Source organism: Streptomyces sp. PsTaAH-137 (assembly GCF_003259365.1).
Taxonomy (GTDB): domain Bacteria; phylum Actinomycetota; class Actinomycetes; order Streptomycetales; family Streptomycetaceae; genus Streptomyces.
This window is the reverse complement of the sequence record NZ_QLLY01000002.1, coordinates 32,922-48,229: the sequence shown is the minus strand read 5'-3', so window position 1 is coordinate 48,229 and position 15,308 is coordinate 32,922. Positions and strand designations below refer to the sequence as shown.

The following is a 15,308-nucleotide window of genomic DNA, read 5'->3' as shown; positions in this document are numbered from 1 at the left end:
GGGAGCGTGCGGCGGCGCCGCGCTGCTCCGCAACCCGGGGCGAACCCGGTGCCCAGGCCGGTAGGGGCGATTGCGGGAGGGGTTCGCGGTATGGCGGCGGTTTTCGGCAGGAGGCTGCGCAGGAGCGTGATGACGACCGCGATCGCCGCCGCGGCGGTGGCGGCGCTCTCCGCGTCGCAGGCACCGGGCGTGACCCCGCACCACGTGGACAGCGGCAGTTCGGCGGCCGACCGCTCCGACGACGACGTCCCCGACACGGCTTCGGGCCCCGACTACTACACCGATCTCCCGCCGCTCGACAGCCCCACCGACACCGCGAGCCCGTCGCCCGGCTCCGGCACCGGTGGTGGCGGCGCGGCCGAGGCGGGCATCCCAGCCACCGTCTTGGACGCCTACAAGAAGGCCGAGGCCGAGCTGGCCTCGTCCAAGCCCGGCTGCAATCTGCGCTGGCAGCTGCTCGCCGCGATCGGCAAGGTCGAGTCGGGCCAGGCGAGCGGCGGCAACGTCGACGCGAACGGCACGATGAAGAACGCGCTCAAGGGCCCGCCCCTCGACGGCAACGGCTTCGCGAAGATCACCGACACCGACGGCGGCCTCTACGACGGCGACACGGTCCACGACCGGGCCGTCGGCCCCATGCAGTTCATCCCCTCCACCTGGGAGTGGGCGGGCCGCGACGGCAACGGCGACGGCAAGAAGGACCCCTTCAACGTCTACGACGCGGCCCTCGCCGCCGGGCACTACCTGTGCCGCAACGACTGGGACCTGTCGAACGCCAACGACCTGAACAGGGCGATCCTCAGCTACAACAACTCCTCGGACTACCTCGCCAAGGTCCTGTCCTGGATGGAGTACTACCGCAAGGGCACGTACGAGGTCCCCGACGGCACCGGCGTGCTGCCCACGTCCCCGAGCGGTGGCGGCACGGGCGGCACCGGTGGCTCGACGGCGTCGCCGACCCCGTCCCCGACGCCCCCCGCTCCGGGCGGCAGCCCGTCGCCCAAGCCGGGCTCCGGCGGTTCGGCGAACCCCAGTCCGAAGCCGACCGACCCCACCACTCCGGCGGACCCGAAGCCGACGCCCACGCCCACGCCGACGCCCACCGACTCCGTCACCAAGCTGGCCGACGCGGACACCGGCACGCTCGGGGCGATGGCGGGCGACGCGTTCGCCGAGCGGGTGCAGGTGCGCGCCAAGGACAAGGCGGGCAAGGGCGTCGCCAAGGTGAAGGTGCGCTTCCGGATCATCGGCAGCACGGACGCCCGGTTCGCCGGTGACGCCACGAGCGCCGTCGTCACCACGACCGCCGCCGGTACGGCCACCGCGCCGAAGCTGACCGCGGGCGAGAAGACCGGCGCCTTCACCGTCCGCGCCACCGTCGTCGGCAGCTCCGTGACCGGCCTCGACTACACCGCGAAGGTCACCGAGCGCGTCGCCGACACCCTGGCCCGCACCAGCGACAAGGAACTCACCTGCGTCGCGGGCGGCACCTTCGACGACGGCGCCGTGACGCTGAAGGCCACGTACAAGGACGCCGTCGCCGACGGCGTCGTGGCCACCGCCACCCTCGTCAAGGCCGAGGACGATCCGTCCGAGGCGACGACGGGCCCCTCCTTCAAGGACGCGGACGGCAAGACCGTGCGCACCCTCAAGGGCCTCAAGACCGACAAGGACGGCCTGCTCGCCCTCCCGAAGCTGTACGCGGACGACGCCACCGGCACGTTCCTGCTGCGCGTCACCACGGCGGGCGGCGCGACGGTCACCGTCGAACTGAAGGTGACGGCCGCCCCCACGGACACTCCGAGCGACGGCGCCTCCGGGTCTCCCGCCGCCTCCGAGTCGCCCTCGGCGTCCGCGAGCCCGTCCGCGTAACTCCTGGCGCGCACCGCCCACTTGAGCCCCCGGCCGACGATCGGCCGGGGGCTCGCGCGTGCCCGGCGTCAGGTCGCGTCGAACGTGTTCTCATCTCCGTCCGGCGTTGCTACGGTGCACCGACCCAAGACCCTGACGGTCCATCAGATCCAGACTCGGGAGGCCGGACATGCGTGCCCTCATCGCGGCGGCGATCGGCCTCACCGCCGCCCTCGCCCTCGTCCTCACCATCTCGGCGGTCGGCGCCCCCGCGGGCGAGACCTCCCCGAAACCCCTGCTCACCACCGTCCCCAAGCACCCTTAGCCGAGGAGGGCCGCCGAGATGCGCCGCAAGGCAAGCCTGATCCTGCTCGCCTTCGCCGTGTTCTTCACGGCGATGTCCCCGCTGATGCGCTGGTACGCGTTCCCCCGCCTGGCGAAGATCCCCGCGAACCAGTACCAGACGATGGTCCTGGAGGCGAAGAACGCCACCCTCGTCGACTACGGCACCATGCAGGCCAAGAAGGTCCCCAAGCTCACCGTCGTACAGACCCTCAAGGGCAACGTCGAGGAGTCCGACAAGATCGAGAAGAGCGCCGGCCGTGACGTCGTCGTCTGGGACGGCCTCAGCTACATCGTGGGCCCCGACGGCAAGTTCGTCTCCCAGATCCCCGAGCGCTACATCTTCGACGCGCACAGCCAGGAACCGGTGCACGCGACCGGCGAATCCGTCGACGGCGACCCGGTCAAGCGCGAGGGCATCGAGTTCAAGTGGCCGTTCCTGACCGAGAAGCGGGACTACGAGTACTTCGACGCGCGCGCCCGCATCACCCGCCCCATCCACTACAAGGGCACCGAGGACTTCCGCGGCGTCACCGTCTACCGCTTCGAGCAGACCATCCCCTGGACCAAGGTGCCCTTCCCCAAGAAGATGCCGGTCAAGGGCATCACGGCGGAATCCGTCGCCAAGACCGGCACCGAGATGTGGTACACGACCGTGCGCACCTTCCTGGTCGACCCCACCACCGGCGCCCCCGTCTACGGCGCGGAGAAGCACAAGGAGGAGATGCGCGGCGGCACCCTGGTCGGCGGCGACGGCAAGAAGATCACCGCGTTCGCCGGCGACGTGAAGATGCGCGAGGACTACATCGAGGACACCGTCGACCTGGTCAAGTCCCAGCGCACCCTGGTCCTGCTGCTCACCTCGTACCTCCCCTGGGGCTTCCTGGTCCTCGGCGTCCTGCTGCTCGCCCTGGCCCTGTGGCTGGAGGCGCGCAGCCGCCGCCCCGGCAACCCGGAACCCGAGGCGCTGGACGAGCCGGAGCCGGTCAGCGTCTGAGCCGCGCGTTCGTGTGCCGGGTCGGCTCCGCCGTGGCCGGGTCCTCCGGCCACGGGTGCTTCGGGTACCGGCCGCGCAGATCGGCCCGCACCGACCGGTAGCCGTCCCGCCAGAACGAGGCCAGGTCGGCGGTGACGGCCGCGGGCCGCCCGGCGGGGGACAGCAGATGCACGAGGACCGGCACCCCCGCCACGGCCGGCGTCTCCTGAAGGCCGAACATCTCCTGCAACTTCACCGCGAGCACCGGCTGTTCGGGGTTCGCGTAGTCCACCCGCACCGACGATCCGCTGGGCACCGAGATCCGCTCCGGGGCCAGCTCGTCGAAGCGCGCCGCGTCCCCGCTCGCCCACGGCAGCAACCGCCGCAGCCCCGCCCCGGCGTCGATCCGGGCCAGATCCGCCCGGCGCCGGGCCCGCCCCAGCTCCGGCTCCAGCCAGTCGTCCACGCGCGCGTACAGGGCCTCGTCGCTCACGTCCGGCCACGGCTCCCCGACGTGCCGACGCAGGAAGGCGAGCCGCTGCCGCAGCGCGTCCGCCTCCCGGCCCCAGCGCAGCAGCCCCAGCCCCTCCCGCCGCAGGCCGTCCAGCAGACCTTCCCGTACGAGGGCGGGGGACGGGTTCCTCAGCGGCCGCACCGTCAGTTCGACCGCCCCGAGCCGGGTGACGTGCCGGGCCACCAGCTCGCCGTCCGCCCAGGCGACTTCGTCGCCCTCCGACGCCAGCGGCGCGGCGGCCCACCGGGCGGTCTCCTCGTCGACCACGGCCCCGAGCCGCACGCGCGCGTGCCCGGCGCCGACGGGCCGGTCGGCCACGGCGACGGCCACCCACGGCGCGTCCCGCAGCGCGGACCCGTCCCCGACGTCCGCGCGCGTGCCCGACGCCATCAGGAAGGACCCGCCCGAGCGGTGCGCCACCCGCTCGGGGAACGCCAGGGCGGCGACGAGCCCGGCGGCCCGCTCGTCGGACAGGGCGGCGCCGCTCCCGCCGGGCTCGTCGGACGCCATCCGGGAGAGCCGCCGCACCTCCGCGGCCCACCGCCCGGCATACGCGTCACCCCCGCGCCGGGCGGTACGCAGCGCCTGCCCGAGATCGTCCCCGTACGCGCGCGGCGGCTCCTCGCTCAGCAGCGCCACGACCTCCGCGGCCCGCCGCGCGGACACCACCGGCGCCGCGTCGACCAGCGCACGCCCGAGCCGCGGATGCAGCCCGAGACGCGCGAGCCGCTGCCCGCGCGCCGTCACCCGCCCGGAACCGGCCCCGTCGACCGCCCCGACCGCCACCAGCACCTCGCGCGCCGCCGCCATCGCCCCGCCGGGCGGCGCGTCGAGCAGCGCGAGACCGGACGCCTCGGGATCGCCCCAGCAGGCCGCCTGGAGCGCGAACGCCGTGAGGTCCGCCACCTTGATCTCGGGGGAGGGGAACCGCGGCAGCCGCCCGTCCTCCGCCTGGGCCCAGCATCGGTAGACCGTCCCGGGAGCCTCCCGCCCGGCGCGGCCCGCGCGCTGCGTCCCGGCCGCGCGGGACGCCCGTACCGTCGTGAGCGCGCTCAGCCCGCGCGCGTGATCGACGCGGGGCTCCCGCGCGAGCCCCGCGTCCACGACGATCCGCACGCCCGGCACCGTCAGCGAGGACTCCGCGACGGCCGTCGCCAGCACCACCCGGCGCCGCGCGCCCGGCGAGAGCACCGCGTCCTGCACGGCGGCGGGCGCCCGCCCGTGCACCTGGAGCACCTCGACATCCCCGCCGAGACTCCCCAGCTGACCGGCCACCCGCGCGATCTCCCCGACGCCCGGCAGGAAACACAGCACGTCGCCCGGCCGCTCGGCCAGCGCCCGCCGCACCACCGACGCCACATGCGTGAGCAGCGCCGGGTCCACCCGCATCCCGTGCGGCGGCCGCACCGGCGCGGTGGGCGGCGCCCACACCACCTCCACCGGGTGCGCGACGCCCTCGGCCTCGACGACCGGCGCGTCCCCCAGCAGCCGCGCCCAGCCCTGCGCGTCCGTGGTCGCCGACGCGGCGACCAGTTCGAGCTCCGGCCGCAGCGTCTCCCGTACGTCGCACAGGAAGGCGGCCACGGTGTCCGCGTCGAGATGCCGCTCGTGCACCTCGTCGAGCATCACCACGTCGACACCGGCCAGCTCCTGGTCGCGCTGGAGCCGCTGGAGCAGCACCCCGGTGGTGACGACCTCGACACAGGTGCGCGGGCCGACGGTCCGCTCGCCGCGCACCGTGAAACCGACGCGCTCACCGACCTTCTCGCCCAGCAGCCACGCCATCCGCCGCGCGGCGGCCCGCGCCGCGATCCGCCGGGGCTCGGCCACCACGACCCGGCGCACCGGGGCGCCCTCGTCGAGCAGGCCCGCGAGGACCAGCGGTACGAGCGTGGTCTTGCCGGTGCCGGGCGGCGCGACGAGCACGGCGACCCCGGCCCCGTCGAGCGCGCGCCGCAGCGCGGGCACGGCGGAGCGGATGGGCAGGGCGGAGAGGGCATCGCTGCGGATCACGCAGCCAGTCTCCAGCACGCCCGTACGAGAGGTCCTACGCCCGGTCGTCCCGCTCGCAGACGAGGATCGCCGAGCCCGGGATAAGGTTCCCGCGCAGCGGCGACCAGCCGCCCCACTCCTGGGTGTTCCACGCGGGCCACTCCGGCTCGACCAGGTCCACCAGGCGGAAGCCGCCGGCCACCACGTCGCGGACCCGGTCCCCGACGGTGCGGTGGTGCTCGACGTAGACCGCGCGGCCCTCGTCGTCCTGCTCCACATAAGGGGTGCGGTCGAAGTAGGAGGCCGAGACGGTCAGGCCCTCGGGGCCCGGCTCGTCGGGGAACGCCCAGCGGATCGGGTGCGTGACGGAGAAGACGAAACGGCCGCCGGGCCGCAGCACCCGGTGCACCTCGCGCAGCACCTGCACCTGGTCCGCGATGAAGGGGAGCGCCCCGTACGCGGAGCAGGCCAGGTCGAAGGAGCCGTCCCGGAACGGGAGCACGCCCGCGTCCGCCTCCACCAGCGGCACCCGGATCGCGGCGCCGTCCTGGATGCGCTGCGCGTGCTGGAGCTGGCGGTGCGAGAGGTCGAGGGCGACGGGTCGGGCGCCCTGGGCGGCCAGCCAGCGCGAGCACTGGGCGGCGCCCGCGCCGATCTCCAGGACGTCCTTGCCGGCGAGCTCCTCGGGCGGGCCGAGCAGCTCGGCCTCCACCTCGTCGAGCCCCTCGGGGCCCCAGACGAAACGGTCGTCGCCGAGGAACGTGCCGTGCTCGATCTGGTAGTCGTCCGCGTTCCGGTCCCACCAGCCGCGGTTGGCCCGCGAACTCTCCGTGGTGTCCGCGTCACGCCGGGTGGCCGTGGAATCCTCGTCGACCGAATTCGCGGGGGACGACGGCTCGTACGCTTCGATTGGTCCGGACTCTTGGATGATCGGCTCCCTGGTACTAATCTGCGGGCACTGCGGACCTCATGGCCTCGTGGGACGCGATGTGTGCCGGGTATGCGGCGATCCGCCCCGGGTGTGCGCCTTCGCGCATTGACCGTGTCCGGCTGCCCCCGTATGCTACAAGTTGCGCTGCGGGCCTGCGTTCCTCAGACATAGCAGGCTGCGCTCGCATCTGTCGTATGTCCCCTCGGTTGTCGAGGCGCCTCCCGGAAGCTCGGGATTCGGCGCTTCCTAGGCTGTCCGGCTTCTTCGGTGCGAAACAGGTCCCGGCGTAGCAGTACCCACCGACTTTCAATGTCCGCCGGAGCCCTTTCCCACATGACGAGCAGCACCGAGACCACCGCCACCACCCCGCAGGTTGCGGTCAACGACATCGGTAACGAGGAAGCTTTCCTCGCCGCCATCGACGAGACGATCAAGTACTTCAACGATGGCGACATCGTCGACGGCGTCATCGTCAAGGTTGACCGGGACGAGGTTCTCCTCGACATCGGTTACAAGACCGAAGGTGTCATCCCGAGCCGCGAGCTCTCGATCAAGCACGACGTCGACCCCAATGAGGTCGTCAAGGTCGGCGACGAGATCGAGGCCCTGGTTCTCCAGAAGGAGGACAAGGAAGGCCGCCTGATCCTCTCGAAGAAGCGCGCGCAGTACGAGCGTGCGTGGGGCACCATCGAGAAGATCAAGGAAGAGGACGGCATCGTCACCGGTACCGTCATCGAGGTCGTCAAGGGTGGTCTCATCCTCGACATCGGCCTCCGTGGCTTCCTGCCGGCCTCCCTCGTCGAGATGCGTCGCGTTCGCGACCTCCAGCCTTACGTGGGCAAGGAGCTCGAGGCGAAGATCATCGAGCTGGACAAGAACCGCAACAACGTGGTCCTGTCCCGCCGTGCCTGGCTCGAGCAGACCCAGTCCGAGGTGCGCCAGACGTTCCTCACCACCCTGCAGAAGGGTCAGGTCCGCTCCGGCGTCGTCTCCTCGATCGTCAACTTCGGTGCCTTCGTGGACCTGGGTGGCGTCGACGGTCTCGTCCACGTCTCCGAGCTCTCCTGGAAGCACATCGACCACCCGTCCGAGGTTGTCGAGGTCGGCCAGGAAGTCACCGTCGAGGTTCTCGACGTCGACATGGACCGCGAGCGTGTCTCCCTGTCGCTGAAGGCGACGCAGGAGGACCCGTGGCAGCAGTTCGCCCGCACGCACCAGATCGGTCAGGTCGTCCCGGGTAAGGTCACGAAGCTCGTTCCGTTCGGTGCGTTCGTCCGCGTCGACGAGGGCATCGAGGGTCTGGTCCACATCTCCGAGCTGGCCGAGCGCCACGTGGAGATCCCGGAGCAGGTCGTCCAGGTCAACGACGAGATCTTCGTCAAGGTCATCGACATCGACCTCGAGCGCCGCCGCATCAGCCTCTCGCTGAAGCAGGCCAACGAGGCCTTCGGCGCCGACCCGTCGGCCGTCGAGTTCGACCCGACCCTGTACGGCATGGCCGCGTCCTACGACGACCAGGGCAACTACATCTACCCCGAGGGCTTCGACCCCGAGACCAACGACTGGCTCGAGGGCTTCGAGACCCAGCGCGAGGCCTGGGAGACCCAGTACGCCGAGGCGCAGCAGCGCTTCGAGCAGCACCAGGCTCAGGTCATCAAGTCCCGCGAGGCCGACGCCCAGGCCGAGGCCGAGGGTGCTGTCGCCGGCGCCGGCGCGGCCCCGGCTGCCTCCGGTGGCGGCGGCGGTTCGTACTCCTCGGAGTCGGACGACAACTCCGGTGCGCTTGCTTCGGACGAGGCGCTCGCCGCGCTGCGTGAGAAGCTGGCCGGTGGTCAGAGCTGAGCTGAACCTTCGGGTTCCGCCAGGTAGTTGACAGTGGGCCCGCACCCTTCGGGGTGCGGGCCCACTGTTGTTCTCGTCCGCGAGCCGTGGGTGGCTGCTCGCGCCCCTCACAGGGCGCCGCATGTCGCACCTCGAAATGTGTGCGATACAGCAGTTGCAGCCGTGCCGTAACAGCTCCTTGTCAGGATCCCCGGGTCGTGCAAGATCACCCAGGGTTTTCGAGGGGAGCCGGGCACATGGCAGTGGTACAGGGGATGGCAGGTACGGGGAACAGCCGGCGGGCGTTCCTGCGCAACGTCGGACTCACCGGTGGCGCGGGCGCCATGTTCGCCACCATGGGCGCCCTCGGGCTCGCCCCCACGGCACAGGCCGCGCAGCGTGAACTCCCTTATCGCGCACCGCGACCCGGGGACTTCACGCTCGGCGGGCGGGGCGCCGCGAAGGTGGTGATCGTCGGTGGCGGCATCGCCGGGCTCGCCACCGCCTACGAGCTGGGCAAGGCGGGCTACGACTGTACGGTCCTGGAGGCCAGGGAGCGTACGGGCGGCCGCAACTTCACGGTGCGGGGCGGCGACACGACCGTAGACCTGTACGGCAACAAACAGACCGCGCGCTTCAGCGACGGCCAGTACATGAACGCCGGGCCCGCGCGGCTCCCGCAGTGGATGGTCACCCTCGACTACTGCCGTGAACTCGGCGTCCCCATCGAGGTGTTCACCAACACCAACGCCGACGCCTACCTCTTCAACGAGTCGGCCGGCATGACGAAGCCCGTGCGCTACCGCACCGCCAAGGCCGACGTGTACGGCTATCTGTCCGAGCTGCTCGCGAAGGCGACGAACAAGGGGGCGCTCGACAAGGAGCTGACCGCCACCGACCAGGAACGACTCGTCGACTTCCTGGCCGACTTCGGTGAGCTGGGCGACAAGCTGACCTACGACGGCGGCGAGCGGCGCGGCTACACCACCGTGCCCGCGGCCACCGGGACGCCCGGGGTGCCGCTCGGCGACGTACCGTCCGCGTCCGAGGTGTTCGCGAGCGGCGTCGGACGGTACTTCTCCTTCGAGTTCGGCTTCGACCAGGCCATGCTGATGTTCCAGCCCGTGGGCGGCATGGATCAGATACCGAAGGCGCTGACCAAGGCCATCGGCGCCCGCAGGGTGCACACCGGGGCGGCCGTCGGCAACATCACGGACAAGGGCGACCGGGTCGTCGTCACCTACACGCAGGGCGGACGCACCAGAACCGTCGAGGCGGACTTCTGCGTCGGCGCGCTGCCGCCCAACATCCTCGCCAAGATCCCGCACAACCTCGGCTCGGGCGTGCAGAGCGCCCTGGAGGCGATCACCCCGCAGTCCGCCGGAAAGATCGGCCTGGAGTACCGGTCCCGCTGGTGGGAGCTCGACCACCGGATCTACGGCGGCATCACCGAGACCGACATGGACCTCAGCCACATCTGGCACCCGTCGTACGGGTTTCACGGCGAGCGCGGCGTCATGATCGGGTACTACAACTACGGCGACGACGCGGACGCGTACGCGAAGCTGAGCCCGGCGGCGCGGGAGGCGCGGGCCGTCGCGCAGGGCGTGAAGATCTACGGCGAGAAGTACCGCACCGAACTCGCCACGTCGTTCTCCCACCACTGGCGGCAGACCCCGCACCTGGAAGGCGCCTGGCACAACACCCCCGGCGGCCCCGACGATCCGCGCTACAAGGCGCTCAACGAGCCGTCGGGCCGCGTCTACTTCGCCGGTGACTGGCTCAGCTACACCGACGCCTGGCAGCACGGCGCGTTCACGTCGGCGCGGCGGGCGGTGACCAGGCTGCACGCGCGCGTGATGGCGAGCTGACCGGCTGTCGGACATGTAAGAGGCTGCTGAGAAAGGGCGCGGGCGGGAATGCTCGCGCCCTTCGCGCGCGTTCCCCCTGAAGAACACGAGGAGGAGCGGTCACTGTGCTTGATCCGCAGGATTTGTACACATGGGAGCCGAAGGGCCTGGCCACGGTCGACATGGCACTCGCCCAGGAGTCCGCCGGCCTTGTCATGCTCTATCACTTCGACGGTTACATCGACGCGGGAGAGACCGGCGACCAGATCGTCGAGCGTCTTCTCGACGCGCTGCCGCACCAGCTCGTGGCGCGCTTCGACCACGACCGGCTCGTCGACTACCGGGCCCGCCGTCCGCTGCTGACGTTCAAGCGCGACAGCTGGACCGACTACGAGGTCCCCTCGATCGAGGTGCGGCTCGTCCAGGACGCCACCGGGGCGCCCTTCCTGCTGCTGTCCGGTCCCGAGCCGGACGTGGAGTGGGAGCGGTTCGCGGCGGCCGTCCAGGAGATCGTGGAGCGGCTCGGCGTCCGTCTCGCGGTGAACTTCCACGGCATCCCGATGGGCGTGCCGCACACCCGCCCGGTCGGCCTCACCCCGCACGGGAACCGCGCGGACCTGGTGCCCGGGCACCGCAGCCCGTTCGAGGAGGCGCAGGTGCCGGGCAGCGCCGAGGCGCTGATCGAGTACCGGCTGACGCAGGCCGGGTTCGACGTGCTCGGCGTCGCCGCGCACGTCCCGCACTACATCGCGCGCTCCGCGTATCCGGACGCCGCGCTCACCGCCCTGGAGGCGGTCACCGCCGCCACCGGCCTCGTCCTGCCCGGCATCGCGCACGGGCTGCGCACCGAGGCGCACCGCACGCAGACGGAGATCGACCGGCAGATCCAGGAGGGCGACGAGGAGCTCGTCGCGCTCGTCCAGGGCCTTGAGCACCAGTACGACGCGGCGGCCGGCGCCGAGTCGCGGGGCAACATGCTGGCCGAGTCGATGGAGATCCCGTCTGCGGACGAGATCGGCCTGGAGTTCGAGAGGTTCCTGGCGGAGCGGGAAGGCGACTAGGCTCGGCGCAAAGACGCTCCCCGCGGGCCGGGGTGCCGAGGCGAGTGGGAGGCGCGGACTTGTTGTCTGTGGGCTTGACCGGGGGAATCGGTTCCGGCAAGAGCGAAGTGTCGAGACTCCTGGTGGAGCGCGGCGCGCTCCTCATCGACGCCGACCGCATCGCCCGTGAGGTCGTCGAGCCCGGCACACCGGGGCTCGCGGCCGTCGTCGACGCGTTCGGCGAGGACATCCTCACGGCCGACGGCACGCTCGACCGCCCCAAGCTGGGATCGATCGTCTTCGCCGACTCCGACAAACTGGCCACGCTCAACAAGATCGTGCACCCGCTGGTCGGCGCGCGCTCCGCGGAGCTGGCCGCGTCGGCGGGACCGGACTCGGTCGTCGTCCACGACGTGCCCCTGCTCGCGGAGAACGGCCTGGCGCCCCTCTACGACCTGGTCGTCGTGGTTGACGCGAGCGCCGGGACCCAGCTCGACCGGCTGACGCGGCTGCGCGGCATGAGCGAGGAGGACGCGCGGGCCCGGATGGCCGCGCAGGCCACCCGCGAGAAGCGGCTCGCCGTCGCCGACGTCGTGATCGACAACGACGTGTCCCTCGACCGGCTCAGAGAGCAGGTCGACGCGGTCTGGGCCGACCTGGTGCGCCGGGCGCGCACCGCCTCGCAATGATCGTTCTGGCGGCGTTCACCGCGATGGGCGGTCTCGTCGCCCTCCTCGCGGGCGCCTACGGGCTTCAGCGCACCCGGCGCGTCCGGGTCGCCGGGAACGTGGTCGAGGCGCTGGTCAAGCCGCCGCAGCCCGGGTCCGACCGGCCGCTGCTGCAGTTCGCGACCGGCGACGGCCAGGTCATAGAGGTCGTCTCGCCGGTGCCGGCCAGCAAGCGGCTGCCCCTGCCCGCGGGCGGTGTCGTCAGCGTCGCGTACGACACCGACGACCCGCGCGAGACCGTGCTGCTCGGCGGGGAACGGCCCGGTGTGGACCGGATTTTCATGATGGCGGGAGCCGTCCTCGTGCTGACCGGGATGGTGCTCGCCGTGTCGCTCGGCTGAGTGTCCTGCGGGTGCGCGGCGGGCAGGAATAGCCCCCATGGGCCACGGCGTTGACGTGGTCGACACCGGAAGGGAGCACACCGTGTCCGACGCCACCCCGGAGACGCACGTCATCGACTACCGCGCTGCCGAGCAGCTGCTCGCCGCGCGGGATCCTCGTGGTGCGGTGAAGCTGCTCGACGACGTGATCGCCGCGCATCCGGAGAACACCGCCGCGCGGCTGCTGCGGGCTCGTGCCTTCTTCGCCGCCGCGCAGTTGCGCGCCGCCGAGCTGGAGTTCTCCATCGTTCTCGAGCGGGAGCCGGACAATGCGTTCGCGCACTTCGCGCTGGCCCGGACCTATGAGCGGTGGGCTCGGCCGCAGCAGGCCCGGCGGCATTTCCGGCTGGCCGCCGCGCTGGATCCGCAGCCTGAGTATGTGGCGGCGGCGCGGTTCGACGATTGAGCCGTCGCGCCGTGGGGGTCGGCCTTTCGCCGGCTCGCTCAGGTCGGCGGTGGTTGCTCGCGCCGTTCCCCGCGCCCCTTCGGGGCGCCTTCTCGTCTGTCGGGTGCGGGTTGTCGCCGCTTCTCGCGCCGTTCCCCGCGCCCCTTACGGGGCGCTTTTTTTGTACGGGGGGATGTCTCGGCCCGGTTGGTAGTGGGGGCCCTGGCGAATGTGGCGGGTGATCATGAGGAGGTCGATCGTCGTGATCAGCCAGAGGGCGCCGCAGGCCAGGGCCCAGGCGGGGCGGTGGGCGAGGAGGAAGGCCACGGTGCCGGCCGTCGTCCACAGCAGGCCGAACAGGGCCAGGCCCAGGCGCAGCCGCAGGGGGCTGCGGGCGGTGACCGGTTCGTCACCGGTCCGGATCAGACGCATGGCCGCCACCTCCGCGTGGTGAAGAGGGTGAAGAGGCACTCCCCTCCAGAGTGCCTCTTCACGTCACGGCGTGGGAAGCGAGCGGCAGGGCGCCCGGTCGCACACGTCGATGACGGTCCCGGTGCGCAGGAACGTCGCCTTCTGCTGCCGGGCCGCCGCCGTGGCGCGCGGATCGGAGTGCGGGTCCTTGCCGTACGCCGGTTCCGTGGGCGGGGTGTTCGTCAGCGGCGGTGTCGGCGTGCCGCTGTCCCAGACGACCATCGCGGAGCCCTCGCGCAGGGGCGGCTTCCCGGCCCGGCGGATGCCCCAGTAAGGGACCTTGTCCGGGCTGCGGCCCGGGGCCAGCGCCGGGGTGAGCAGGCGGGCACCGAGGGTGCGGGCCTCCACGTCGGCCGCCGCGTTCGCGACCTGGTGGTCCCCGTACGCGAGGTGCATCAGGACGCGGTCGCCGTTCCCGGCGAGGGTCTGCGCGTAGCCGTTCGTCTCGCCGCGGTCCCAGACCATCTGGTAGAGCTGGAGGACGATCTGCTGGCGCAGCCGGTCCGGGTAGGCGGCGTCGAGGACCTGCTGGAACGGTGCGAAGTCCGCACTGCGGTTGAGCAGCAGACCGTAGTTCATGCCGGTCACGCCCAGCACCCCGCGCCGCACGTCCTTCGCGGCCGCCACCAGGGCGCCGCCCAGGATGCCGCCCTGGCTGTTGCCGTCGTAGGAGAGGCCGTGCGCGGTGTCGATCAGCGGGCTGCCGTCCGCGGTGCGGAACGCCGGGTCGCCCGGCAAGCCGTTCCGGTGGATCAGGGCGCGGCCCAGGAACATGGCGTTCAGCATGCCCTGTTCGCTGCGCTCGGGGACCGCGGGGAAGCGGCTCAGGTCGGCGAGCGCGCCGAGCACGACGGGGATGTCGGCCTGCGCCATGCCGATCCAGTCGGTCGCGCAGAAGGTGAAGTCGTGCTCGGCCGCCATGGCCTTGACGTTGCCCGCGCCGACCTCGTTCGCGCCGCCGAGCAGACCGTGTCCGTACAGGGCCGGGCGGGACGGTTCTCCGGTGAAGGCCGTACGGGGTATCTCGCAGCGGAACGCGGCCAGTTGGACGTTGCCGGGCAGGCGGGTCGGGGTGCCGTCGCGGCCCCGGTGGAAGGCGGATCCGGGCGGGCCGCCCGGCAGGGAGAGATAGCTGGGGACCGTCACCGTGCCCGTGACCTCGCGGGCGATCCGGGCGTCCTGGTCGGGCGTGAGGTCCTTGACGCCGGTGACCGCGAACTGCGGTGACGCGGAGCCCAGTCGGCGGAAGGCGTCGTCCCGGATCGAGAACAGGTCGCCGGTCAGGCCGCGGGCGCTGGCGACGGTGAAGTCCCAGGCCAGATAGAGGTCGGCGGTGCTGGTCCCGTGGTTCCTCAAGGTCCGCAGCGCGGGCTGGAGCTGGCGTTGGCGGGCGGCCAGGGCGTCGCGGCGCGGGAGCTGCCTGCCCGCCACCTTCGCGAACGTGTCCGGCGTCGGCAGCCGGTGGCCGGTGGCGTCCCTGAGGTCGCGCAGCGCCACGGCGTAGTGATGGCCCTCGCTGAAGTTCCTCGCCGGGTGGATCAGCAGCGCCTGACGGTCCTGGCCCGTCGCGTTGGCGTCCAGCTCGGCCCAGTACGGCCACCGTTCACCGGTCGTCGTGTCCAGCAGGACGATCGGTGCGTCCCGGTCGAGGGAGCTGCCGATGTCGGTCAGCGGGGCGGCGCCGGTGGTGGTGAGGTCGAGGCCCGGCACCTGGACGAGGAGGGCCGAGCCGGGCGAGAAGCCGTCCGAACGGTTCCAGGCCGTCGGGTCCACGGCAGGTGCGGCGGCCCCGCGCGGCAGCATGTCCGAGGTGAAGGCGACCCGGCGGCCGGTCGGCATACCGGCGTCCGTGCGGGTGTACCAGTCGTTGGGGAAGGGCAGCAGGCAGTCGCCGCCTGAGGCCGTCAGCGGATCGCAGCCGCCCCGCGGTGCGGGCGGGTGCGCGGACGCGGACGGGGCGAGCAGCGTGGCGGCGCCGAGCAGCGCCGCCACGAGCGTCAGGGCGAAGGAGCGGGAGCGCACGGTGG

General features: G+C 72.1%; 13 protein-coding genes. 9 read left to right on the top strand and 4 right to left on the bottom strand.

The features are described from left to right. Positions 1 to 90 precede the first annotated feature (90 nt). From K377_RS03780 to K377_RS03770, 3 genes are all read left to right on the top strand, one after another. Complete coding sequence (locus K377_RS03780) at positions 91 to 1,872, top strand: lytic transglycosylase domain-containing protein (protein WP_111661687.1); 1,782 nt, start codon at positions 91 to 93, stop codon at positions 1,870 to 1,872. 169 nt (positions 1,873 to 2,041) lie between these two features. Beyond that, positions 2,042 to 2,176: an SPW_0924 family protein gene (locus K377_RS03775; RefSeq protein ID WP_111661686.1), complete on the top strand. Its 135-nt coding sequence runs from the start codon at positions 2,042 to 2,044 to the stop codon at positions 2,174 to 2,176. A gap of 18 nt (positions 2,177 to 2,194) precedes the next feature. Continuing rightward, positions 2,195 to 3,190 (top strand): DUF3068 domain-containing protein, encoded by a 996-nt coding sequence (locus K377_RS03770; RefSeq protein ID WP_111661685.1) that lies wholly within the window; start codon positions 2,195 to 2,197, stop codon positions 3,188 to 3,190. Here K377_RS03770 and hrpB read toward each other — a convergent pair. Continuing rightward, positions 3,180 to 5,696, bottom strand: coding sequence for an ATP-dependent helicase HrpB (gene hrpB, locus K377_RS03765; RefSeq protein WP_111661684.1), 2,517 nt, complete (start codon positions 5,694 to 5,696; stop codon positions 3,180 to 3,182). The two genes, K377_RS03770 and hrpB, sit on opposite strands and share 11 nt — an antisense overlap. 34 nt (positions 5,697 to 5,730) lie before the next feature. After that, positions 5,731 to 6,585, bottom strand: coding sequence for a class I SAM-dependent methyltransferase (locus K377_RS03760; RefSeq protein WP_258394978.1), 855 nt, complete (start codon positions 6,583 to 6,585; stop codon positions 5,731 to 5,733). A 354-nt stretch (positions 6,586 to 6,939) separates the two neighbouring features. Here K377_RS03760 and rpsA point away from each other — a divergent pair, with 354 nt between their 5' ends. From rpsA to K377_RS03730, 6 genes are all read left to right on the top strand, one after another. After that, positions 6,940 to 8,448 carry a 30S ribosomal protein S1 gene (gene rpsA, locus K377_RS03755; RefSeq protein ID WP_111661682.1) on the top strand — a complete coding sequence of 503 codons (1,509 nt, stop codon included), beginning with the start codon at positions 6,940 to 6,942 and terminating at the stop codon, positions 8,446 to 8,448. A 323-nt stretch (positions 8,449 to 8,771) separates the two neighbouring features. Continuing rightward, positions 8,772 to 10,298 carry a flavin monoamine oxidase family protein gene (locus K377_RS03750; RefSeq protein ID WP_237551523.1) on the top strand — a complete coding sequence of 509 codons (1,527 nt, stop codon included), beginning with the start codon at positions 8,772 to 8,774 and terminating at the stop codon, positions 10,296 to 10,298. A gap of 104 nt (positions 10,299 to 10,402) precedes the next feature. Then, positions 10,403 to 11,338, top strand: a complete 936-nt coding sequence (locus K377_RS03745) for a PAC2 family protein (RefSeq protein ID WP_111661680.1) — start codon at positions 10,403 to 10,405, stop codon at positions 11,336 to 11,338. A 59-nt stretch (positions 11,339 to 11,397) separates the two neighbouring features. Next, positions 11,398 to 12,006 (top strand): dephospho-CoA kinase, encoded by a 609-nt coding sequence (gene coaE, locus K377_RS03740; RefSeq protein ID WP_111661679.1) that lies wholly within the window; start codon positions 11,398 to 11,400, stop codon positions 12,004 to 12,006. After that, on the top strand, positions 12,003 to 12,386 hold the full coding sequence (locus K377_RS03735) for a DUF3592 domain-containing protein (RefSeq protein WP_111661678.1): 384 nt from the start codon (positions 12,003 to 12,005) through the stop codon (positions 12,384 to 12,386). The genes coaE and K377_RS03735 overlap by 4 nt, the downstream gene beginning before the upstream one ends. Before the next feature lie 37 nt (positions 12,387 to 12,423). Next, entirely contained in the window at positions 12,424 to 12,831 is a 408-nt protein-coding gene (locus tag K377_RS03730; protein WP_111661677.1) for a tetratricopeptide repeat protein, read from the top strand. Positions 12,832 to 12,975: 144 nt separating this feature from the next. Here the strand turns inward: K377_RS03730 and K377_RS03725 are convergent, their stop codons facing one another. Both K377_RS03725 and K377_RS03720 read right to left on the bottom strand, forming a co-directional pair. Next, the gene (locus K377_RS03725; RefSeq protein ID WP_111661676.1) at positions 12,976 to 13,242 is read right to left on the bottom strand and encodes a DUF6343 family protein; all 267 of its coding nucleotides are present in this window, start codon (positions 13,240 to 13,242) and stop codon (positions 12,976 to 12,978) included. 63 nt (positions 13,243 to 13,305) lie between these two features. Beyond that, positions 13,306 to 15,303 (bottom strand): hypothetical protein, encoded by a 1,998-nt coding sequence (locus tag K377_RS03720; RefSeq protein WP_111661675.1) that lies wholly within the window; start codon positions 15,301 to 15,303, stop codon positions 13,306 to 13,308. Positions 15,304 to 15,308 lie beyond the last annotated feature (5 nt).

Bases quoted from the DNA above. Each gene is read 5' to 3' on its own strand.
- K377_RS03780 (WP_111661687.1), top strand. From the start codon at position 91: ATGGCGGCGGTTTTCGGCAGGAGGCTGCGCAGGAGCGTGATGACGACC.
- K377_RS03775 (WP_111661686.1), top strand. From the start codon at position 2,042: ATGCGTGCCCTCATCGCGGCGGCGATCGGCCTCACCGCCGCCCTCGCC.
- K377_RS03770 (WP_111661685.1), top strand. From the start codon at position 2,195: ATGCGCCGCAAGGCAAGCCTGATCCTGCTCGCCTTCGCCGTGTTCTTC.
- rpsA (WP_111661682.1), top strand. From the start codon at position 6,940: ATGACGAGCAGCACCGAGACCACCGCCACCACCCCGCAGGTTGCGGTC.
- K377_RS03750 (WP_237551523.1), top strand. From the start codon at position 8,772: ATGTTCGCCACCATGGGCGCCCTCGGGCTCGCCCCCACGGCACAGGCC.
- K377_RS03735 (WP_111661678.1), top strand. From the start codon at position 12,003: ATGATCGTTCTGGCGGCGTTCACCGCGATGGGCGGTCTCGTCGCCCTC.
- K377_RS03730 (WP_111661677.1), top strand. From the start codon at position 12,424: ATGGGCCACGGCGTTGACGTGGTCGACACCGGAAGGGAGCACACCGTG.
- K377_RS03725 (WP_111661676.1), bottom strand. From the start codon at position 13,242: ATGCGTCTGATCCGGACCGGTGACGAACCGGTCACCGCCCGCAGCCCC.